Source organism: Psychroflexus longus, assembly GCF_020164595.1.
Lineage (GTDB): Bacteria > Bacteroidota > Bacteroidia > Flavobacteriales > Flavobacteriaceae > Psychroflexus > Psychroflexus longus.
The window spans coordinates 575,348-598,630 of the sequence record NZ_JAIQZE010000001.1 but is presented as its reverse complement, the minus strand read 5'-3'; the positions used below and the strand labels follow the sequence as shown (position 1 = coordinate 598,630).

General features: G+C 36.5%; 20 protein-coding genes. 14 read left to right on the top strand and 6 right to left on the bottom strand.

Annotation, left to right across the window (positions count from 1 at the left end; all coding sequences use genetic code 11):
* Positions 1-23: 23 nt before the first annotated feature.
* From accB to LB452_RS02645, 6 genes are all read right to left on the bottom strand, one after another.
* On the bottom strand, positions 24-518 hold the full coding sequence (gene accB / locus LB452_RS02670) for an acetyl-CoA carboxylase biotin carboxyl carrier protein (protein ID WP_224460173.1): 495 nt from the start codon (positions 516-518) through the stop codon (positions 24-26).
* Positions 519-537: 19 nt separating this feature from the next.
* A complete protein-coding gene (locus LB452_RS02665) occupies positions 538-1,533 on the bottom strand; it encodes a beta-ketoacyl-ACP synthase III (protein ID WP_224460172.1) in 996 nt (331 codons plus the stop codon).
* Between the two features lie 214 nt (positions 1,534-1,747).
* Positions 1,748-3,301 (bottom strand): L-piperidine-6-carboxylate dehydrogenase, encoded by a 1,554-nt coding sequence (gene amaB / locus LB452_RS02660; protein WP_224460171.1) that lies wholly within the window; start codon positions 3,299-3,301, stop codon positions 1,748-1,750.
* Positions 3,302-3,355: 54 nt separating this feature from the next.
* Positions 3,356-3,889: a 3-hydroxyanthranilate 3,4-dioxygenase gene (locus tag LB452_RS02655; RefSeq protein WP_224460170.1), complete on the bottom strand. Its 534-nt coding sequence runs from the start codon at positions 3,887-3,889 to the stop codon at positions 3,356-3,358.
* Positions 3,890-3,958: 69 nt separating this feature from the next.
* Positions 3,959-5,692 (bottom strand): M14 family metallopeptidase, encoded by a 1,734-nt coding sequence (locus tag LB452_RS02650; RefSeq protein ID WP_224460169.1) that lies wholly within the window; start codon positions 5,690-5,692, stop codon positions 3,959-3,961.
* Between the two features lie 3 nt (positions 5,693-5,695).
* Complete coding sequence (locus LB452_RS02645) at positions 5,696-7,306, bottom strand: M14 family metallopeptidase (protein ID WP_224460168.1); 1,611 nt, start codon at positions 7,304-7,306, stop codon at positions 5,696-5,698.
* A 124-nt stretch (positions 7,307-7,430) separates the two neighbouring features.
* Between LB452_RS02645 and LB452_RS02640 the strand changes: the two genes are divergently transcribed.
* The 14 genes from LB452_RS02640 (at position 7,431) to LB452_RS02575 (ending at position 23,202) form a co-directional block, all read left to right on the top strand.
* Positions 7,431-8,906 (top strand): DUF5687 family protein, encoded by a 1,476-nt coding sequence (locus LB452_RS02640; protein WP_224460167.1) that lies wholly within the window; start codon positions 7,431-7,433, stop codon positions 8,904-8,906.
* 9 nt (positions 8,907-8,915) lie between these two features.
* Positions 8,916-9,620 carry an ABC transporter ATP-binding protein gene (locus tag LB452_RS02635; RefSeq protein WP_224460166.1) on the top strand — a complete coding sequence of 235 codons (705 nt, stop codon included), beginning with the start codon at positions 8,916-8,918 and terminating at the stop codon, positions 9,618-9,620.
* Positions 9,621-9,722: 102 nt separating this feature from the next.
* Positions 9,723-12,260, top strand: a complete 2,538-nt coding sequence (gene porW / locus LB452_RS02630; protein WP_224460165.1) for a type IX secretion system periplasmic lipoprotein PorW/SprE — start codon at positions 9,723-9,725, stop codon at positions 12,258-12,260.
* A 1-nt stretch (position 12,261) separates the two neighbouring features.
* A complete protein-coding gene (locus LB452_RS02625) occupies positions 12,262-12,666 on the top strand; it encodes a bactofilin family protein (RefSeq protein ID WP_224460164.1) in 405 nt (134 codons plus the stop codon).
* Positions 12,641-12,853, top strand: coding sequence for an AtpZ/AtpI family protein (locus tag LB452_RS02620; RefSeq protein ID WP_224460163.1), 213 nt, complete (start codon positions 12,641-12,643; stop codon positions 12,851-12,853). The genes LB452_RS02625 and LB452_RS02620 overlap by 26 nt, the downstream gene beginning before the upstream one ends.
* A gap of 7 nt (positions 12,854-12,860) precedes the next feature.
* Positions 12,861-13,250, top strand: coding sequence for a hypothetical protein (locus LB452_RS02615; RefSeq protein ID WP_224460162.1), 390 nt, complete (start codon positions 12,861-12,863; stop codon positions 13,248-13,250).
* 135 nt (positions 13,251-13,385) lie between these two features.
* Positions 13,386-14,474: a F0F1 ATP synthase subunit A gene (gene atpB, locus LB452_RS02610; RefSeq protein WP_224460161.1), complete on the top strand. Its 1,089-nt coding sequence runs from the start codon at positions 13,386-13,388 to the stop codon at positions 14,472-14,474.
* Positions 14,475-14,500: 26 nt separating this feature from the next.
* Complete coding sequence (atpE, locus tag LB452_RS02605; RefSeq protein WP_224453178.1) at positions 14,501-14,725, top strand: ATP synthase F0 subunit C; 225 nt, start codon at positions 14,501-14,503, stop codon at positions 14,723-14,725.
* 75 nt (positions 14,726-14,800) lie between these two features.
* A complete protein-coding gene (locus tag LB452_RS02600; protein WP_224460160.1) occupies positions 14,801-15,295 on the top strand; it encodes a F0F1 ATP synthase subunit B in 495 nt (164 codons plus the stop codon).
* Between the two features lie 8 nt (positions 15,296-15,303).
* Entirely contained in the window at positions 15,304-15,831 is a 528-nt protein-coding gene (gene atpH, locus LB452_RS02595) for an ATP synthase F1 subunit delta (protein WP_224460159.1), read from the top strand.
* 41 nt (positions 15,832-15,872) lie between these two features.
* Positions 15,873-17,453, top strand: a complete 1,581-nt coding sequence (gene atpA / locus LB452_RS02590) for a F0F1 ATP synthase subunit alpha (protein WP_224460158.1) — start codon at positions 15,873-15,875, stop codon at positions 17,451-17,453.
* Positions 17,454-17,463: 10 nt separating this feature from the next.
* Complete coding sequence (gene atpG, locus LB452_RS02585; RefSeq protein WP_224460157.1) at positions 17,464-18,333, top strand: ATP synthase F1 subunit gamma; 870 nt, start codon at positions 17,464-17,466, stop codon at positions 18,331-18,333.
* A 132-nt stretch (positions 18,334-18,465) separates the two neighbouring features.
* Positions 18,466-19,722 (top strand): M23 family metallopeptidase, encoded by a 1,257-nt coding sequence (locus LB452_RS02580; RefSeq protein ID WP_224460156.1) that lies wholly within the window; start codon positions 18,466-18,468, stop codon positions 19,720-19,722.
* Between the two features lie 255 nt (positions 19,723-19,977).
* Positions 19,978-23,202 (top strand): TonB-dependent receptor, encoded by a 3,225-nt coding sequence (locus LB452_RS02575; RefSeq protein WP_224460155.1) that lies wholly within the window; start codon positions 19,978-19,980, stop codon positions 23,200-23,202.
* The last annotated feature ends 81 nt before the right edge of the window (positions 23,203-23,283 follow it).

Genomic DNA, 23,283 nt, shown 5'->3' with positions numbered 1-23,283 from the left:
AAAATCTAAAACAATTAGTTTCCTTATGAAGGATCAACCAAAAATAGTGGCTGATCAAATTCAACAGGAGATGAATCGTCAACTAATACTTTTACTATTTTTCCTGAAATTTCACTTTCAATTTCATTGAAAAGCTTCATTGCTTCAATTGTGCAAAGTACATCACCTTCTTTCACCTCGCTACCTACTTCAACGAATGTTGGCTTATCTGGAGAAGGTTTTCTGTAGAAAGTTCCAATAATAGGCGATTTTATAGTGACGTATTTATCATCATCATTTGCCTTTGGCGAAGAACTTTCCTCAGTTGCTGGAGCTTGTGCCTGTTGCTGATTTTGAACAGGAGCTTGTTGCATTTGTTGTTGAGGCATATTCATAGGTAATTGTTGTACATATGTTCTGCCATCGTCTTCACTTCCAGTTTTGATAGTGATTTTAACGTCATCCATTTCAAGCTTGACTTCGCTTGCTCCAGATTTAGCAACAAATTTAATTAAGTTTTGAATTTCCTTTAAATCCATAGTTTTAAGTTTTTCGGGTTCAAGAATTATATGCCCACTTTAAATAGATGGAGCCCCAAGAGAAGCCACCACCAAATGCTGCAAATATAACATTATCTCCCTTTTTTAATTGTTTCTCGTAATCGCTTAATAATAATGGTAAAGTTGCGGAAGTTGTATTTCCGTAACGCTGTATATTCATCAATACTTTTTTTGAATCTAGATTCATACGTTTGTAAGTCGCATCAATAATCCTTTTGTTGGCTTGATGAGCAACCAACCAATTCACATCTTCTCCCGTGAGACTATTCTTTTGCATTATTTTTTCGCTTACGTCTGCCATATTAGATACTGCAAACTTAAACACAGTTTTACCATCTTGAAACACAAAATGCTGTTTATTTTTTACAGTCTCCTCTGAAGCAGGTAACTGTGAGCCTCCAGCTTCAATTTTCAAAAATTGACGTCCGGTTCCATCAGTTTTCAAAATCTCATCTTGTAAGCCTAGTCCTTCACTATTTGGTGAAAATAAAACAGCACCACCACCATCTCCAAAAATGATGCAGGTGCTTCTATCTGTATAATCTATTATTGATGACATCTTATCTGCCCCAACGAGCAGTATATGCTTATATTTTTTTGATTCAATATAAGAAGATGCCAAAGACATACCGTATAAAAAGCTAGAACAGGCCGATTGCAAGTCGAATGAAAACGCGTTGACTGCCCCGATTTCTGTAGCCAAGTAAGCTGCGGATGAAGCAACAGGCATGTCTGGAGTTGCAGTTGCGAAAATCACCAAATCTAAATCCTCTGGTCTTGTTGACGTTTTTTTGAATAGATCTTCACAGGCTTTTATCCCTAAATATGAAGAACCTCGATGAGGTTCCTTCAAAATGCGTCTCTCCTTAATGCCAGTTCTAGCAGTGATCCACTCGTCATTAGTATCCACCATGCTTTCCAATATATTATTGGTGAGAACATACTCTGGAACATATCCGCCTACGGCAGTGATAGCTGCTTTTACATCACTCATGAATTAAAAATTTCTTTGCCTATCTGACTTTATATCTGTCAAAATAAACGTGTGCAAGTTTGCAAATTAAGCGGTTTTTTTTCTTGCTCGCAAAAATCACTGCAACATTTAATTAACAGATATCTAGCAGTAAATTATTTTGTTTAGCTAAATATATTTAAGGCTAAACAAAAAATCAGGCCAATGGGAATTGGCCTGATTTTAATTCAAATCTTTACAAGTCAAATTTTATGCCTTGAGCAAGAGGAAGATCTTTGGTGTAATTGATAGTATTGGTTTGTCTTCTCATGTAAACTTTCCAGGCATCAGATCCAGACTCTCTACCTCCGCCAGTGTCTTTTTCACCACCAAAGGCACCGCCAATTTCTGCTCCGGAGGTTCCGATATTGACATTCGCAATTCCGCAGTCAGAACCTTCAACAGATAAAAACATTTCAGCTTCTCTCAGGTTGTTGGTCATGATTGCTGAAGATAATCCCTGCACCACTCCATTCTGAAGTTCTATAGCGTTATTCACTTCCCCAGAGTATTTCATCAAATAAAGGACAGGTGCAAAAGTTTCATGTTGAACAATTTCAAAGTGATTTTCTGCTTCAGCTATAGCAGGTTTTACATAACAACCGCTTTCATAGCCTTCACCTTCAAGAACTCCGCCTTCTACTAAAATATTTCCACCTTCTTTTTTGACTTCTTCCAGAGCATGCAGGTAATTTTTAACAGCATCTTTATCGATAAGCGGTCCTACATGATTGTTTTCATCCAGTGGATTTCCAATTTTGATTTGTTTGTAGGCGTCCACAATGGCATTTTTAACTTTATCGTAAATAGAATCGTGGATAATGATTCGCCTTGTTGAGGTACAACGCTGTCCGCAAGTTCCTACTGCCCCAAAAACAGCTCCGATCACTGTATTTTTGATATCGGCATCTGGAGTCACGATGATGGCATTGTTTCCACCAAGTTCCAATAAAGATTTGCCAAGTCTTTTAGCGACTTCCTGAGCTACAATTCTACCCATTCTAATTGAGCCTGTAGCAGAAATCAACGGTAATCGTTTGTCCTGTGTCATGTATTCCCCAACTTTATAATCACCAGTAATTAAAGAAGAAATACCTTCAGGAACCTTGTTTTCTGCAAAAACTCTAGCTGCTATTTTCTGGCAGGCTACAGAAGTCAAAGGTGTTTTTTCTGAACCTTTCCAGATGCAGGCATCGCCACACACCCAGGCTAAGGCTGTATTCCAGGACCAAACGGCTACAGGAAAATTGAAAGCTGAAATAATCCCTACCACTCCCAATGGATGCCATTGCTCATACATGCGGTGTCCAGGGCGTTCAGAATGCATGGTTAAGCCATGTAATTGCCTGGATAGTCCAACGGCAAAATCACAGATATCAATCATTTCCTGAACTTCTCCTAAACCTTCTTGGTAGGATTTTCCCATTTCATAAGAAACTAATTTCCCAAGCGGAGCCTTAAGTCTACGCAATTCATCGTTAAATTGACGAACAACTTCACCTCTTGCCGGGGCGGGCCAGGTTCTCCATTCTTTGAAACTTTTGTGAGCAGTTTCAGCTACTTTTTCATAATCTTCTTTTGTAGTTGCCTGTACTTTTCCAATCAAGGCTCCATCAACTGGAGAATAAGATTCTATGATTTCTCCACTGGCAAAAAAGCTTTCACCTACAGAAGTTCCTTTATTATTTTTTTGGATATCGAGTTGTTTTAAAGCATCATCGATTCCGAATTCTTTAGAAATATCACTCATTTAATTAAAATTTTAATTTGTTTCGAATTTATGAAAATTAGACTAGTAATAAAATTAAGCAGTAAAGCGTTCATCTACAGGCATGACTTCTCCACACTTATCACAAGTTCTTAATTCTTCGCTCTTATAAAAGGTTTTGAAATGACTTAGAAAATCTTTTTCAATATCATTCAATGGGAAATAGACGTCATGAAGTTTATGGTTACAATTGTCGCAAAACCAAAGTAAACCGTCTTTTACATCTAAATGGCTTCGTTTGCGTTCTATTACCAAACCGATAGAATTTTCTTTTCTAACCGGTGAATGTGGAACTTTAGCGGGGTGCAAATACATATCTCCAGGCCCTAAGGATATGGTTTTTTTCTCACCATCTTCCTGGATATGAACTTCAATTTCACCTTCGAGCTGATAAAATAACTCTTCAGTTTCGTTGTAATGGTAATCTTTACGTGCGTTGGGCCCGCCAACAATCATGACGATATAATCTCCCGCATTTTTATACAGGTTTTTATTGCCAACGGGTGGCTTCAGTAAATCTCTATTTTCTTTAATCCACTTAGTGAGGTTGAAGGGCCTTTGAATTGCCATAAATCTAGTTTTTATTTAAATGTACTAAAACAGACAGAACTGACTCTTTGACTTAAGTTTTGATTAGCATTATTTACTCCAGCTAGCTTTACCACCTTTAGCAGAATCAACGTTAATATTATAATTTCCAGCACCTGAAACTATCCATCGTGCTTTTACAGTTTCCATTCCAGGAATGTTGGGTACGCGAAGAGTTTCTGGATGGTGAACTTGTTCGTTGACTTTATTGAAATCTTCATCTTCTACAATCATTCCAGCAACAACATCAGCATTGGAAATAGTAACCAAGTCGGGTCTTTCAATCTTAAACTTCAAATCCTGACTGCTGTGGGTTGGCATTAATCGTTCATTGTAAATGGTTGCAGTTATTTCTTTAAGACCACTGCCCAAAGACTTTTCTTCGACATCTATAATGCTCAGTTTTGGAGTTTGATAGCCATGATAAATAGTAAAAGCCATATTTCTATGGGCATCTTGTTCCAAAAGGAATCCTGGGTGAGCCCGACCGAAGTTCTTTTTGAATCCTCCGATTTCGATAGTTCCATATTGTGGATGCTTGTATTCTTTCCAATCTATAAAAGCGTCACCAAAAGTCAAGTATTTATCGACTTTCAATTCTTCTTCTTGGTTACCTCTTCCCTCATTTTTATGGTAATAAAGATAAGACACCATCAGTTCGTTGGTATAGGTGTAAATTCCTCTTCCACCGTAAAACCAATCCAATTCACCGCCAAAAACAGAGTATAAATCTTTATAAACGGTGAGGTATCTGTAGCCAGGGATCATTTCTTCCCCTTTTTCAGCGATGGCATCGTATATGCGAACGTCCTCTCTGTTGTAAGTGTCTTTATCTTCTTCGGCGCCTGGTCCACGTAAAATCATACCACCATAGTTATGATAGCTTTGAGCTCCTGCAATATTGGGATGTTTCATGACAAAATCTGCCACAGCTCTGTTTTCTGGCAAACTAAAAGGATATTTGTAAGCGCCGCGTTGCACATAATCGGGTTGCCACTTCCAGCCCCAATCTCTGTTGGGGTCGTAATAGCCAATACCATCTTCGTTAACTTCGCCGTCGCCGTCGTTATCGATGCCTTCGTAACCTAGCATTTCGTATTCGCCTTGTTCTTCATCAGCAACTCTTATCAATCTTCTATCATCTTGAGGGTCTTTAATGTATTGACCTGTTGGAGATTTTCTGATCATGTAGGTGATATGATTATTACCATCAAGATCATCAAATCTATCTTCGCCGCTCTCTCCATCCCCATCATTATCTAGGACAATCATTCCCGACCTTGGAGAGTGTGGAGTGTTTGGCTCTTTCATATAATTATCTCTCGCATCGGGATTGATGGTAGGGACAATATAGAAGGTTTTATCTTCCAATAATTCAGTAATAAACTCAAGATCATCAAACATTTCTGTGAGGTACCAGGCAGTGTACAGCGAAAACTCCGCCCCTTGTATTTCATTGGAATGAATATTCCCGTCGATGTACATCGCAGGTTTTTCATCTGGATTTCCAGTATTGAAATCTGAGACAGTTAACATATAAATGTCACGGTCTTCATAGGATTTTCCGATACTTTCCAGTCGAGTGAGTTTTGGGTAAGCTTTATTGATTTTCTTCATCAGGTCTACAATGCCGTCGTAGGTATTGTAGCGATTCCAGCTAGCCTCTACTTTGGGTTCGTGAGGAGTACCAATAGCTCTAAAGAACTTTTCCTGTGCTTGAGAAACTGAGCCAAACATCAAAACAATAGCGAGACAAAACAGTGAGGTATAATTGATAGCTTTCATGGCTTATAAGTTTATGTTTAATTCAGCAAAGCCAGTATGTGGAGCACCAGCTTTTAAATTTAATTTTCCGTTTCCTTTCACAATCCAGGATAAAGATTTGGTTTCCAAAGCATCCAACTTTGTAACGAGTTCTATTTTGTCTCCAGCCAGAATATTATTTTTGGAAGCGCTTAAATCAATTCTGATTTTTCGCAACCAGCGGGAGCGTTGTCCAAGATCAGAATGAGTGGGTAAATTGGCATTATTCAGCAAGTCAACAGTGATTCTTTTCAGTCCTCCTTTTAAGTTTTCCACTTTCAAGTTATGGAACTCAAGATTTGGTTGTTGTTGCGCCAGTTGTAGAATAAAATCGGTGTGTTCTATCGCGATGCTATCCACTTTTGAAAACGTTGGATTATTCATTATAAAGGGTTTTACGCCGCCAACTTCAACTGTTTTGTTTTCAAAATTGGGATGATTGATTTCTACCCAATCTACAAAAACATTCTCAAGACCTTCTTGTTCAGCCCATTTTAGAAAATTTGATTCTCTGGTGTCTTTTATGTTTTTATCTAAAGTTGCTGTAGAATCCTTTTTAGCTTCAGGAACCCACCAACCTGGCGTACTATAGCTTAATCTTCCAAAGTGAAAGTAAGCCCACTGAAAGAAGTCGCCGTCGGTTCCCATATTGTCCTGCATGTATGGTTTTTGAGAAACAACCTTATTATATAATTCTGAAACCATTTTATTGATAGCTACATCACCTTCCAAAGGAGAGGTTACGATTCTTTTTTTGGCTTCCGAAACATTATATTTAAGTGGTGATGACAAATTATTGGCGGGGCCAAAAGTGACAAAGGCGTAGATATTCCACTGCTTAAAAAGGTAATCCAGCAATGCTCTGCTTTCTTTTTGGGATACCGCAAAATCTCCAGCAAGTGGTTCAAAAGCTGGAAATTTATAGGTAAAACTTTTATTGAAAGCAATACCTTCATTTAGGTCTTCGTTGAAATTATCATCTTTATCATTATCGATCCCTTCAGAAAATAATTGATAGCGTTTGGAATTTGAAGAAGTGGTGTCCACTTCTATCATCACCCTTGGGTCCTCAGGGTGTGATACATATCTCCCAAGGGGACTTTCTATCCTTATTTGAGTTATCAATCCATCCTTATTGAGGTCTTCGTAAGGATCTTCGCTCAATCTGCCGTCACGGTCATGGTCAAGACTGGACGCATTTCCTCTGCGCTCGTATTTCAGCTTGTTATGATATTGTGCATAAGCTTCAGGTGACATATTTGGGAAGACGTAAAAAGTAGTCTTTTCCAGGGCTGCTTCATTAGTAGAAATACGTTCTGCAAATTGTAAAGCCAATTCAACGCTCAATACATGATAGCCTTCTGCACCCCCAAGTATGGCAATAGCAGGTTTGTTATTGAGATCTCCTTTTCCAATTTTAAGGACCTGGATGTCATTTCCACCTTCAGTTTTGGTCAGTGTAGACAAGTCGACATTGGAACTTTTATCCAAAGCCTTAAGCCTTTTGGAAATCTCTTTTAAATCTGGATAGTCCTCTTGTGAAAAAGCAAAGCTTTGGACCAAAATCAATAACAGTATAGCTGTAATTTGTTTCATTATTAAAAATTTTCATAAAAATAACTTTATTTATCTCTTAAAAAAATGAAAATTTGAGCTTAATTTGAAACAAAGTCTTGTAACAAACAGATAGACTTTAGACTAACCAATCAAATCTCGTGACATGACTATTAAGCAATTCTTGAGCCTGGAGTGGAAACAATTTAGGCGTTCATCTTTTTTTGAAAAAGGACTAGCTATTAAAATCCTAATGATTTTAGGAGCACTTTATTTTGGTGGGTTAGCTATTCTGGCTGGTATAGGTGTTTTTTTTATTTTTAAAAAAGCTATTCCCGATCAAGATCCTTTTATGCTTATCAATAATTATATGATTTATTGGGTAATGGGAGATCTGGCCCTTAGGTATTTTATGCAACAGTTACCAGTGATGAATATCAAACCCATGTTGTTACTTCCCGTAAAACGCCAATCTGTAATTCAGTTCTTACTGCTGAAGACCTCTTTTTCTTTTTTCAATATTCTGCCGCTATTATTTTTTATTCCTTTGACTATCGTCTTGATGGTTCAAGGCTATAATCCATTGATGGCTGTCTTATGGTTTGCAAGTATACTCGCCATAAGCTTTTCCATCAATTTTTTGAATTTCATTCTGAATAAAAACAACACAGCATTTTATGTTGTCATAGCACTGCTAGCTTCTTTTATTGGATTACAATATTTCAACATTTTTGATATCACCCCATATACGGGAGTTTTCTTCAACTCATTTTATGAGGTCGGTTTTACTGCACTACTTCCTGTAGCTTTGGTGATTGTCTTATTCAGAATGAATTACAGGTTGCTAAGAAAGAATTTTTATGTGGACGGTGCAGTCCAGACTAAAAAAGAGAAATTCAAAAATTATAATCTTGAATTTTTAAATCGTTTTGGAACTTTAGCAACGTTCTTGAAAAATGATGTCAAAATGATTACCAGGAACGCGAGACCCAAACAGGTCTTATTGATGTCGTTCTTATTTCTCTTTTACGGTCTTATCTTTTTTACCCAAGATACCTATAAGAATATGCCTGTTTTTCTAGCCTTTGCTGCCATTTTTGTCTCAGGTGGTTTCCTTATCACGTTTGGCCAACTAGTACCATCCTGGGATAGTGAATACTACAAATTGATGATGAGCCAGAATGTGTCATATAAAAAATACCTGGAATCCAAATGGTTGTTGATGGTGATAGGTTGTGCCGTTTCTTTTGTATTAAGCACGCCTTACATTTATTTTGGCTGGGATATTTACGCAATGATTGCGGCCGGAGCTTCTTTCAATATTGGACTTAATTCCTTCATCACTTTGTATGGTGGAGCTCTGAATAGAGTTCCGATAGAACTTAACCAAAAAGCCAAAGCTTTTAGCAACACTCAGGGGTTTAACCCTACGCAGTTGCTCATCAGTCTGCCTAAAATCTTAGGTCCTATGATCATTTTTTACTTGCCCTACAAGTTTATCAATTTCAATGCAGGCATTATTGCATTGGCCTTAAGCGGGGTTTTAGGTTTAGTTTTTAAATCTTACTTTCTCAAAATTATCGAGAACTTATATCAAAAAAATAAGTACAAAACCATTTCAGCATTTTCAGAAAAAAAATAACTACATCCTATGGAAACGATTATTAAAGTCCAAAATTTATCCAAAAGTTATAAAGCCGATAAAGTTTTAGATATAGAAGCTCTGGACATTCCAAAAGGTCAAAGTTTTGGCTTAGTGGGAAACAACGGAGCAGGTAAAACTACCTTTTTTAGTTTACTTTTGGATTTGATTCAGCCAACTACTGGTCATATTGAAAACAAAGGAATTATCGTAAGTGAAAATGAGGATTGGAAGCCTTACACTTCATCTTTTATAGATGAAAGTTTTTTAATAGGCTATTTGACTGCTGAAGAATATTTCTACTTCATTGGTGATTTGAGAAACACTTCTAAAGCTGAAGTGGATGAACTTTTGGCAGAGTTTGCAGATTTTTTTCATGGAGAAATTCTGAATCAGAAGAAATATCTTAGAGACCTTTCTAAAGGGAATCAAAAGAAAGCGGGAATCGTAGCGGCGCTCATTGGCAATCCTGAGGTTGTTATTCTTGACGAGCCTTTTGCCAATCTGGACCCTACAACTCAGATTCGTCTTAAGAAAATCATCAAGGACTTGTCTGCTCAAAAAAACGTCACAGTTTTGGTGTCTAGTCATGACTTAATGCACGTCACAGAAGTTTGTGAGCGCGTAGTCGTTTTGGACAAAGGCCAAGTTGTAAAAGACATTTACACAAGCGAAGCAACGCTGAAGGAATTAGAGCTATATTTTGAGAGGTAATCCATAGATAACTTTTAAAACACCCTTTTATAAATAAGAGCTATTTTTGCACCAATATACTTTTATCTATTTTTTCTAGTTATTAAGTTTAGAATATTTTTCATGCGTTTACAGCTTTCTTTTATAATCCTTATTTGTATTGCTTTACTGTCTTCATGTTCAAGAAAAAAAGATAAATTCCTGAACAAGAATTTTCATGCCATGACGACCTATTATAACATTGTTTACAATGGTAATTTGGCTTTGGATAAAGGGAAACAAGAAGTAGAAGCTTTGTACAACGAAGATTACTGGACTGTTTTGCCAATCGAGAGGATGGCAATCAAGGAGCAAAAGTCCAGGACTTTGAAGAAAAACACTTCTGAAGGCGAAAATTCTAATTTTGAAATCGCCGAAGAAAAGGCCACCAAGTCCATCCAAAAACACTCTATGTTTATGGGGGGCAAAGAATACAACCCACAAATCGATGAGGCTTTTTTACTCCTGGGAAAAGCAAGATATTACGATCAACGTTTTGTCCCTTCTAAAGATGCTTTCAACTTTATATTGAATCACTATCCTAAAAGCTCAACCATTAATGAAGCAAAGATTTGGGTTGAAAAAACTAACCTAAGACTTGAATATTTTGATACGGCAATAGAGAATCTAGTGTCTCTCATGAATTCTGAAGAATTATCTCCTCTAGAAAGCTATGAGGCATCGACGACACTGGCACAAGCCTATATTTTCGAAAACGAAGAAAGACTTGCTATCGCTCCTCTAAGAATTGCTATTGAAGCAGCTCCAGATGATGAAAAGCGAGGGCGATTGCTTTACATAAAAGGTCAATTATTTTCACTGTTAGGAGAAAAAGATAGTGCGAGGTCGAGTTTTGACGAAGTTATTGCTTTGAACAGAAAGTCACCTCGACGCTACATGATTCATTCAGAACTAGAGAAGCTTAGACTTCAGGGTTTTGAAAATGCGTCGTGGCACGAAACAGAACTCGCTTTTCAGGAGCTTTCAGAAAATCGAGAAAACAGGCCTTTTTTAGATTTTATTTATTTTGATAATGCGGTCTTCAGACTTGCAAAAGACTCGGTGGATTTGGCAATCGATAAATTCAACAAATCTTTAGGGCAAAAGCCAAAGGACAAGTATTTAAAAAGCAGAAATTATTTCAATCTTGGGGAAATTTACTTTGATAAAGCTTCTTACGAAACTTCTGGAAAATATTACGATAGTACGCTAAGCAACCTGGCTCAGCAAACCCTGGAATACCGGCAAATCAAAAGAAAGCGAGACAACCTGGAAGATGTTATTAAGTTTGAAAGAATTGCCAAAACAACGGATAGTATATTGAATTTGGTTGAAGCGACTGAAGAAGAGCGGATAGAATTCTTTACAGCGTATATCGAAAAACTGAAAGAAGAAGAGAAAAGTATCTTTGCGAGTAATACAGTCTCAAAACTTGCAAATTCGAGGTTTGGAGCACAAAAAAGCCAAATAGGAAGAAGCCAGTCCAGTACTACCAAATTCTATTTTTACGACATCACTCAGAAGCAACGCGGAGAAGAGTCTTTTAGAAAAACTTGGGGAAATATAGAGTTGACGGATGATTGGAGGCGAAATCCCTCAAGAGGTACCGACATAAAAGATGAAGAAGTTATTGTGGAGGAAAAGGTAAGACCAGAATTTGATCCTCAGACTTATATCGCTGAAATCCCCAGTGATGAACAAGTAATCGATAGTATTTCTGATCAAAGAAATTTTGCTTATTACCAACTCGGTATTATTTATAAAGAGAAGTTTAAAAAATACGAGCTTGCTATTTCAAAACTGAACTTTTTACTAGAGCACAATCCTGAGGAGCGTCTCATCCTGCCTTCAAAATATTATCTATATAAAATTTACGAAGAAATTGGAAAAACAGATCTAGCTGTTCAATGGAAAAATGACATACTAAGCAACCATCCAGATTCCAGATATGCGAGCATTTTGAGAAATCCAGAGGACTATAGAAGTAATGCAGACAATCCTCAAAACATTTACAATAAAATGTATAAAAACTATAAATCCGGGAATTATCAATACCTCCTGGATGAGATTGATATGTATACTAAAGTGTTTGTTGGAAATTCAATCTTGCCAAAATTAGAACTTCTTAAAGCGAGAGTGCTTGCAAAGATTGAAGGTGTAGATTCTTATATTGAAGCGCTTAATTACGTGGCTCTGACTTACCCACAATCACAAGAAGGGAAATATGCCCAAAAACAATATAAAGAATTGAAGCGAAAGCCTCTTTCTTCAGAGTTTGATTTGAAACCCGACCCTAATGCAGAATACCTACTAGTGTTTGACTTCAATAAGGAGAATGCGGAGGAGTTTCATATACAGGAACTAAAAATTAAATTGCAAGCTTCAATTCAAGAGGAGGAAGGGCTTGACTTAAGCTTAAGTGAAAACATTTACAGTCAAAATCAAACTTTGTTGACCATAACTGGTCTTAGTAGTAAATTGGGAGCAGAAGGCCTAGCCAAAAAATTTATTAAAAATGCTGTTTTTGATGAGAGTTTGACTTATTTTGTAATATCAGAAAAAAATTACAAGATTGCCCAGATCAATAAAAACTTGGACGAATATTTAGCAAAAATCAAATAACATGTTTTCAGAAAAAAAAAATAATCCTATGAATTCAGACTTAACAAAAGAACAAAACAAGATTGCACAAGGTACTGTCTTCAAGGGCGGTATTGACTCTCAAGGTAGCTTTCGTATAGAAGGAAAGGTCATAGGAAACATCAAAACACCTGGCAAAATTGTAGTTGGTAAAACCGGTTATATAGAAGGTCAAATCGAGTGTGAAAATGCTGACTTTGAAGGAGAATTCAAGGGAGAATTAAAGGTGAGTAAACTTTTGACCTTAAGAGCTACTGCCAAAATAGAAGGAGAAGTTTTTGCCGACAAACTTTCAATTGAACCTGGAGCAGTATTCAATGCAACTTGTAGCATGAAAGGGGCTATGAAATCTATATCTGGTAATGCCAAAAAAGAACAATCAGCCTAATCCTTGGTTGTATTTTTCTGGGGTAGGTTTACAAATGGGAATTATCATAACCAGTTTTGTTTTTCTAGGAATTTGGTTGGATGAAAACTATACAGATTCTTCAAAACTTTTCACAATCTCATTATCGCTTTTTGGGATATTTGTTGCTCTAGCTCAAGTTATAACCTCGCTCAAAAAATTCAAGTAACTATTACATGAAAAACATCTTAAGGAATCCCTACGTTTCGATACTTATATTTTCGGCTATTATAATTATATTACATTGGAGCATCGACTCCTTTTTTTCAATAGTAACCTATTATTCTTTTACTTCAATATATGTATTTCATATCATATCCGCTTTTTTTGTAGCTGGAATCATTCAATGGATACACTCCAATTATAAAGATTATGCAGGTTTTGCGTTTATGGGTACTAGTTTGTTCAAAATGCTAGCTGCCATTTTGTTTTTACTCCCGGGTTTTCTTTCAGATGACAAACCTTCCTTTGCTAATATTCTCAATTTTTTTGTTCCTTACTTCATATACTTAATTTTTGAAGCTATCCAAGTCATTAAATTGATCAATCCAAAAGAGTCAAATTAAATAGTTTTCAATTAAAGCAAGCAAATTGAATTATAACTTATTGAAAAAATATTTTTTTGAAGCTTTCATTTAAAATTAAAAAGTAAAAACCTACATTTGCACGAAATTTTCGAATTGATATTAAGTCAACAATTTATGGCAACACACAAATCTTCAAAGATTACAGTGGCTTTAATGCTCATGCTTATTTTAAATTCCTTTTCATCTTTCGCCCAGTTAGATACGAAAGAAGTAATTGATGATAGTTTCAACCCTACCGAAATGATCATGCACCATATTAGTGATTCTCACGGGTGGCATTTTTTTGGAGAAGGAGAGGAATCTGTTACACTACCACTGCCTGTGATTTTATGGACAGATGAGGGGTTAACTAGTTTTATGTCGAGCGAGTTTCATCATGATGTAGAAGGTGAGCATGTTGTGGAGTCCAATGGTCAGAAATTCGTTAACTATCATGAGAAGATTTATGTGCTGAATGAAGGAGAAGAGACTTTAGAATTTGATGAAGAGACTCATGCAGCTATGAATGCTAATCGCCCTTTTGATATTTCAATCACAAAGAATGTAGCGTCCATGCTTATCACTGCAGTGCTGCTTGTTCTTATATTTTTGGGACTTGCAAATCATTATAAAAAATCAAAAGCTGCGCCAAAAGGATTTAAAAATATATTAGAGACTTTAGTCATATTTGTAAGAGATGAGATCGCAATACCACAAATAGGTGAGAAAAAATATCTGAAATTTATGCCTTTTCTCCTAACGGTATTTTTCTTCATTTGGCTATCAAATCTTTTAGGTCTTTTACCTGGAGCTGCGAATGTGACAGGAAACATATCCGTTACGATTGCACTAGGTTTATTTACGCTGGTTCTTATTTTACTTAACGGTAATAAAGATTACTGGCAACATATTTTCTGGATGCCAGGAATTCCGACTCCAGTAAAGCCAATACTTGCAATTGTTGAGGTTTTAGGGGTGTTTACAAAACCTATTGCCTTGATGATTCGTTTGTTTGCAAACATCACCGCAGGACACATAATTATCTTAAGTTTAATCGGATTGATTTTCATACTGGAAACTGCAGGAGTTGCAGCAATTTCAGTACCGTTTGCCTTATTCATTACAGTTTTAGAATTACTAGTTGCATTTTTGCAAGCTTTTATATTTACGATGCTGTCAGCACTATTTATCGGTATGGCAGTTCAAGAACATGAACATCATTAATCTTTAATTTTTAATATTTATTTACTATGGAATTATTACATGTAGGACTTGCAGCTTTAGGAGCAGGATTAGCAGTTTTGGGAGGAGCACTTGGTATTGGTAAAATCGGTGGCTCCGCTATGGAAGCTATCGCTCGCCAGCCAGAAGCTTCTGGAAAAATCCAGACTGCTATGATTATCGCAGCTGCACTTGTAGAAGGTGTTGCTCTTTTTGGAGTAGTTGCTGCTTTACTTGGGGTTCTTACCTCTTAAAAATGATGAAAACCCTCATAACCAACGGTTGGTTGGGTGAGGGTTTTATTTTATTTAAAAAAAAACTTATCATATATGGAATTAATTACTCCTGAATACGGTTTATTTGTTTGGCAAGTAGTTGTCATGATCATCTTGATTTTCTTGCTGACTAAATTTGCTTGGAAGCCTGTGATGAAGGCTGTAGGCGAAAGAGAAGCTTCGATTAATGATGCCCTAGTTTCTGCTGAAAAAGCTAAAGAAGAGATGGCTAACCTGAAAGCTGACAATGAAAAATTGCTCCAACAAGCCAGAGCAGAACGCGATGAAATGTTGAAGGAAGCTCAGCAGATGAAGAAGACTATTATCGAAGAAGCTACAGAAGATGCAAATGAGAAAGCTGAAAGAATTCTGGATAAAGCTCAAATCACCATCGAGAGTGAAAAGAAACAAGCTTTAGCAGAAATCAAATCTCAAGTTGCTGAGTTGTCTGTTCAGATTGCAGAAACTGTTGTGAAGAAGCAATTGGACAACAAGGATGAACAAATGACTCTAGTCAACAAAATGCTTGACGATGTCAAACTCAACTAATTAGACACATGGGAAGTAAAGCAGGAAGACGTTACGCTAAAGCCATCATAGAATTGGCTCAAGAGAATAAATTGGATGAAAAAGTTTTAGATAACTTCAAATCCATACATTCTACTATTTCTGAAAACAAAGAGTTAAAACTTATGCTTTCAAGTCCACTAATAGAAGTTGATAAAAAGCAGTCTGTTTTGTTGGAGATTTTTGAAGATGCCGAGTCTTTAGTCAAACAATTGATAAAAACTCTTGCTGACAATAATAGAATCGAAATACTAAACCATGTTGCTCAAGAATACATAAATCTTTACAATTCTATTCATCACATCCAGTCTGCAACTGTAGTGACGGCTGTTGAGATGACTAAAGATTTAGAAGAAAAAGTACAAGAAAAAATTAAAGAAATTACCGGATATACTGCAAATCTTACAAACCGAGTTGATGAATCTATTCTTGGTGGATTTATACTCAGATTGAAAGATCTTCAATTTGATGCAAGTGTGTCTGGCGGTCTTAAGCGATTCAAAAGACAATTATTATAAAAATAAGTGGTATGTATTTACCAATTAATGCAAAATAAATTATGGCTGAAGTAAACTCTGCTGAAGTTACAGCAATCTTAAAAAAGCAAATTTCCGGTTTCGAATCTGAAACCTCTCTAGATGAAGTAGGAACAGTTCTAAGAGTTGGTGATGGTATCGCCAACGTTTATGGGTTATCCAATGCTCAACTTGGAGAACTTGTAGAATTTGAAGGAGGGCTTAATGGTATGGTTCTTAACTTAGAAGAGGACGCAGTAGGCGTTGTACTTTTAGGTAAATCCAATGATATCAATGAAGGGGATTCTGTAAAAAGAACCAAAAAGATTTCTTCCATTCAAGTAGGAGAAGGTATCGTAGGAAGAGTCGTAAATACTTTAGGTGAGACTATCGATGGTAAAGGAGAAATCGAAGGAGAAACTTTTTTAATGCCAATCGAAAGAAAAGCACCAGGAGTTATCTACAGACAGCCCGTCACCGAGCCTATGCAAACGGGTATCAAGTCAATTGACGCCATGGTCCCTGTAGGTAGAGGACAAAGAGAATTGGTCATTGGTGATAGACAGACTGGTAAAACTTCTGTTTGTATCGATACAATTCTTAATCAAAAAGAGTTTTACGACAAAGGAGAGCCAGTATATTGTATTTATGTAGCCATTGGTCAAAAAGCTTCTACAGTTGCAGGTATTGCTAACCTTTTAGAGGAAAGAGGAGCTTTGGCTTACACAACTATTGTAGCTGCAAATGCATCAGACCCAGCAGCGATGCAAGTATATGCTCCATTGGCAGGTGCTGCTATTGGAGAGTATTTTAGAGATACAGGAAGACCAGCATTGATTATCTATGATGATTTGTCAAAACAAGCTGTAGCTTACCGTGAGGTGTCTTTATTATTAAGAAGACCTCCAGGTCGTGAGGCTTACCCTGGTGATGTATTTTACCTTCACTCCAGATTATTGGAGCGTTCTGCAAAAATCATCAACGATGATGACATTGCTCAACAGATGAACGATTTACCTGAAGCTTTGAAAGGTAAAGTAAAAGGAGGTGGTTCACTTACAGCACTTCCAATTATTGAAACACAAGCAGGTGATGTATCTGCATACATTCCTACCAACGTGATTTCGATTACAGATGGTCAGATTTTCTTAACCTCAGATTTATTTAACTCTGGTGTAAGACCAGCAATTGATGTAGGTATTTCTGTATCTCGTGTTGGTGGTTCTGCACAGATTAAATCTATGAAAAAAGTTGCGGGTACATTAAAACTTGACCAGGCACAATATAGAGAACTTGAAGCTTTTGCTAAATTTGGTTCAGATTTGGACGCTTCAACCAGAAATACAATAGAGAAAGGTAAGCGAAATGTTGAAATCTTAAAGCAGGCTGAAGCTAATCCTTTTCCTGTTGAAGAACAAGTTGCTATCGTTTATGCTGGAACTAAAAACTTGATGAAAGAAGTTCCTGTTGAAAAAATTAAAGAATTTGAAAGCGACTATTTGTCTTATCTCAATTCTAAACATAGAGATGTTCTGGACCAACTAAAGGCTGGTAAATTAACAGATGAAATTACAGATACACTAACGAGTGCAGCCAAAGAAATAGCTGCAAAATACAAAGCATAAGTTTTAATTTATGGCTAATTTAAAGGAGTTAAGAAGTAGAATTTCATCGGTATCGTCTACCATGCAGATTACGAAAGCCATGAAAATGGTTTCCGCTGCAAAACTTAATCGTGCCCAAAACGCGATCGAGAACATGCGACCGTATGCCGAAAAGCTGAATGAACTTCTTCAAAGTTTAAGTGCTTCCCTGGATAATGATACAAGCAGTCCATATTCTAACTATAGAGAAGTGAATAACGTCTTGGTGGTTGCCATATCGTCAAACAGAGGTTTAGCTGGTGCTTTCAATACCAATATTGTAAAACGGGTAAGAACTCTTATGGATGAAACTTATTCTGATCAATCTGTTGACATTATAAGTATTGGAAAAAAGGCCGAAGACGTACTAAAGAAAAAGCGTGAGATCAAATCTTCGCATAACGATATTTACGATGATTTATCTTATGATGATGTCGCTGAGATAGCTGAGCATCTCATGGAAATGTTTCAGTCCGAAAAGTATGATAAAATAGAGCTAGTTTACAATAGCTTTAAAAATGCTGCAACCCAAATTGTTACTACAGAGCAGTTTTTACCAATAAAGCCTGCTAGTAAAAAAAGTGGCGAAAGCATTTCTTCTGATTATATTTTTGAGCCTAACAAAATTGAAATCGTTGAAGATTTAATTCCTAAATCATTAAAAATTCAATTGTTTAAGGCCATAAGAGATTCTGTTGCATCAGAGCATGGAGCCAGAATGACAGCAATGCATAAAGCAACAGATAATGCTACAGAACTTCGAGATGATTTGAAACTATCTTACAACAAAGCAAGACAAGCTTCCATTACCAACGAGATTTTGGAAATTGTTGCAGGTGCTGAAGCATTGGCTGATAGCTAATGATCAATTCTTGAACACTTATAAAAAACCTCTCCTTAGAGGTTTTTTTAGTTTTTATACAAGCCTATTTTACACTAAGCTTTGTCCTACTTATAATAAAATGTATTTTTGACGTTTTCAATTAAAACATATATGCTCAATTTTCACAGTACTCGCCTTTTCCTCATTTTTGTTGGCTTAATCTTACTTTCTTGCAATGAAGATGTAAGAGAAAATTCTTCCGAAGAGGCGATTAAATCTATTGAAATTGAACCTGTTCCAGAGCCTAAAATTTTTGGCTTTTCCTTGAGTGATTACGAGGTAGTTTTTGACACAGTGGAAAAAGGGGATACCTTTGGGAATATTATGGATCGTTATGGTGTTACTCCAGGTAAAGTTTATCAGCTTACTCAAAGTATTCCAGATTCTGTGATGAATTTTAGAAGAATCAACTATGGTAAGCCTTATCTCATCGTAAAAAGCAAAGATTCTATTCAAAGAGTAGAGCATTTTGTGTATCAAAAATCATTGATTGACTATGCAATTATCAGCATAGATAGCGTAAAAGGAGTTGCAGAGTCAAAGCCTGTGACCATAAAGCAAAAAACGACTTCTGGAGTCATATCCTCATCACTTTCAGCGGCGATTGATGAAGCAGGACTAGACTATTTACTCACCAACAGATTCGCTGATATCTACCAATGGAGCGTTGACTTTTTTAAACTTCAGGAAGGAGATCAGTTTAAATTGATTTACAAAGAAAAATATATAGACGACACCATTTATGCTGGTTTAGAAAGCATAGATGCAGCACTATTAAAACACAGAGGAAGAGAATTCTACGCTTTCGAGTTTGTTGTGGATTCCTTGACGGGTCGCACAGACTATTTTGATGAAGATGCAAAAACACTTAGGAAATTTTTCCTGAAAGCGCCGCTGCAATTTACCAGGATATCCTCTCGTTACACAGGACGTCGTTTTCATCCGGTTCAAAAACGTTGGAAAGCCCACAAAGGAACAGATTATGCAGCTGGAACAGGAACTCCCATTTGGTCTACAGCAGACGGTGTGGTGACAGAATCCAGCTATACAAGGGGAAATGGAAATTACGTTAAAGTGAGACATACTAGTAAATATTCTACACAATATTTGCATATGTCCAGACGTGCTGCAAAAGTGGGACAGTATGTAAAGCAAGGTGAAGTTATAGGTTATGTTGGTCAAACTGGTCTGGCAACAGGTCCTCACGTTTGCTATAGGTTTTGGGTGAATGGACAACAAGTAGATCCCTATAAACAAGATTTACCAGAAGCCGAACCTATGGAAGAACAACTCAAGCCTTCCTATTTTGAGTTTATATCCCCCTTAAAAGCTAAAATTGACCAGGTTGAATATAAAGAGGTTCTTTAAGGTTTTTTAAATCTTTAGAAACCTCTCACTATTTCATATTCCTTTATTGACCAAAAGTCACCTCCATTATTAATAAAATAAATCTTCTTCCCATTTGAATTCTACCTTATGAGCTGAGTTAGGACTCTTTTTTAGAATGACTATAAAGAAGTGAAATTTAATTTTTTAACAGTGTTTCTTAACATTGGCTTAATATTAGAACTTTCTATCTGAAGTTTCTTTGCACCTGAAATATAAACAAAAAACAAATTTCAAATGAAAAAATTGTTACTTGGCTTATTCTTGATTATGGGAGTAGGTATTTATGCACAAGGGGTAACTACCTCCTCTCTTAATGGTAAGATTACAGACAACAATGATCAGCCTCTTCCGGGAGCGAATGTTCTTGCTGTGCACACGCCTACTGGAACCCAGTATGGTGTTGTTACTGATTTTGATGGTTTTTACAGAATACCAAACATGCGTGTTGGTGGTCCTTACAAAATAACCATTACTTATGTAGGTTTCGAGGATATCCTATTAGAAGGTGTCTTTCTAAGACTTGGAGATTCTGAAAGAATTAGCAGACAGATGAATGAATCCAATAATGCTTTGGATGAAGTGATTATTTCTGCTTCAAAAAATGGAATCTTTGATTCTGGACAAACAGGTTCTAACACTAACATATCGCAAAGACAAGTTGCAAACTTACCTTCTGCAACACGTTCTTTAGGAGACTTTATTAGAACTACTCCAGAAGCTCAGGTGGGCGAAAACGGAAGTATTTCATTAGGTGGACAAAACAACCGTTACAACGCAATCTACATTGATGGTGCTGTAAACAATGATGCGTTTGGTCTTGCAGGTTCAGGAACCAATGGTGGACAGACTGGAGTAAGTCCAATTTCTATTGATGCAATTGAATCATTTCAGGTTAACCTTTCTCCATTTGACGTGAGACAATCTGGTTTTGCTGGGGGGTCTATTAACGCGATTACGCGTTCTGGATCAAACAATACTGAAGGGTCTGCTTATTACTATTTAAGAAATCAAGACTTAGCTGGTAAAACGCCAACTGCACTAACTGAGGATAATAGACAGAAACTAACTGACTTTACGGCTGAGCTTTTTGGAGCTAGGGTAGGTGGAGCTATAGTTGAAGATAAATTATTTTACTTTATCAATTACGAAAGACAGGATGAAGAAACTCCACAGCCTTTTGTTTTTGATCGCTACCAGGGAGATGCTTCAAGACAAGATATTGCTAACCTAAAGCAGGGCTTGATTGATAACTATGGTTATAATCCTGGTGTCTTTGAAAATAACCCAACGAAACTTATCAGTGATAAATTAATTGCACGTATCGACTGGAACGTAAACGATAAGAATACTATAACTGTAAAGAATTCTTATGTTAATGCTGAAAATACAGATCCTAGACAAAGTAGTGATAGAAACCTTAACTTCACTGGTAGAGGTGTATTTTTTCCTTCAAGAACGAATTCGACTACTTTAGAGTGGAGTACGACAAATGGTTCTGACATGTCTAATAATTTACTTATTGGCTATACCGATGTTTTAGACGATAGAGATCCAACTGGAGATCCATTTCCAGCTGTACAAATATTTGATGGATCAGGAAATATTTACTTTGGTTCTGAACCTTTCTCTACAGCAAATTTACTGGAACAAAAAGTGTTGAACATTACCAATAATTTTGAACTTTATAGAGGTCGTCACAAATTGACTTTTGGAGCTAACTTTGAATATATTGATTCTAAGAATGTATTCTTTAGACAGAATTTTGGTCAATATAGGTTTAGTTCACTTGCCGATTTCAATACATACCTAGATGATATTGATGGTAACGAAGCTCCAGCAAGATTTTATGATAGAGGTTATTCTCTACAAGGTGGGACTGGGGATAATTCCCTTGGTGCTGCTGAATTCAATTATTCTTCTTTAGGGTTCTATGCTCAGGATGATGTTGATCTAACGGATGATCTTAAAGTAAGTTTAGGTCTTCGTATTGATTTACCATTTTTTGAAGATGGGTTAGTAAATAATGACTTTAACACCAGAACTGTTGAGCTCCTTGAAGCAAACGGTAAAGACTTACAAGGTGCTAGAGTTGGAAAACCTATTGATACACAAATACATTTTGCACCAAGATTAGGGTTTTCTTGGGACGTTGGTGGAAACAGAACTACTCAATTAAGAGGTGGTATAGGTGTATTTACTTCCAGAGTGCCTCTAGTATGGCCTGGTGGTCAATATAATAACAATGGTATTACAGCAGGATTTGTTGACGAAAGAGCTATAGATGGAGATGTGTTTTTTAATCCAGACCCATTTGATCAGCCAGTTCAACCAGGAGCTGAACCAGGTACTGGTGCTGTAGGTGGACAAATCGACTTATTTGCTCCAGACATTAAATTACCTCAGGTTGCAAAATATAATATTGCAGTAGATCAAAAATTACCAGTATGGGGCTTAATTGCTTCTGGAGAATTCTTATACAATGATGTCTTAAATGCTGTATTTTATGAAAATGTAAATATTAGAGGTCCAGTTGGATCATTAAACGGAGCTGATGGAAGACCATACTACAACAGAAGAGATTTAATAGATGATACCTATTCAAGTATTTTCTTGGCATCTAACACCAGTGAAGGTTATTCCTACAATGCAACGTTTAAATTGACTAAACCATTTGCTAACGGTTTTGCTGGGCAATTAGCCTATACGTATGGTGATGCTTATGAAATTTTCCCTGGCACATCGTCCCAAAACTCTTCCCAGTGGAGAAACCTTGAAACTGTTAATGGTAAAAATGCAAACCCAGGTATTCAGCGTACAGGCTTTTCTGTAGGCTCTAGAATTACAGGTAATTTTTCTTATGAGCACGAATGGAACGACAACGTGAAAAGTACAGTTTCTTTATTCTATGCAGGAGAAGAAGGGCGTCCATTCACTTACTTATACAACAGTAGAAATGCGAATATCTTAAATGATGACTCACGAGATAATGCTTTAATTTATATTCCTAGAAATGCAAGCGAAATCACATTTGCAGGAACTCCAGTTGAGCAACAAGAGCAGTGGGAAGCATTCAACAGTTATATTGAAAGTAGTGAATATTTAAGAGAGCGTAGAGGTCTATATTCTGAGCGTAATGGTGAAAGAGGACCATGGAGTCATATTGTTGACTTGAAATTCCTTCAAGATTTCAGCTTAGATTTCAATAACAAGAAGCACACGTTTCAATTATCTTTTGACATCTTTAACTTCACTAATTTGATCAATAAAGACTGGGGTAGAAGACCATTTATTCCTGGTTCTATTGGAATCTTAGATGTAGAGCAAGGTGGTCCAGATCCAGTATTTAGTTTCAATATTGATGATTTCCAATCAGAAGCTGATATTGAAAACTTCGATGATTCAGGAATCTTATCTTCAAGATGGCAAATGCAAGTTGGTTTAAGATATCTCTTCAACTAAAACTTCATTATCATCTTAATAAATTTAACGAGACCCATTTTGGGTCTCGTTTTTTTTTGGAATTAATTCAAACTTGTCACA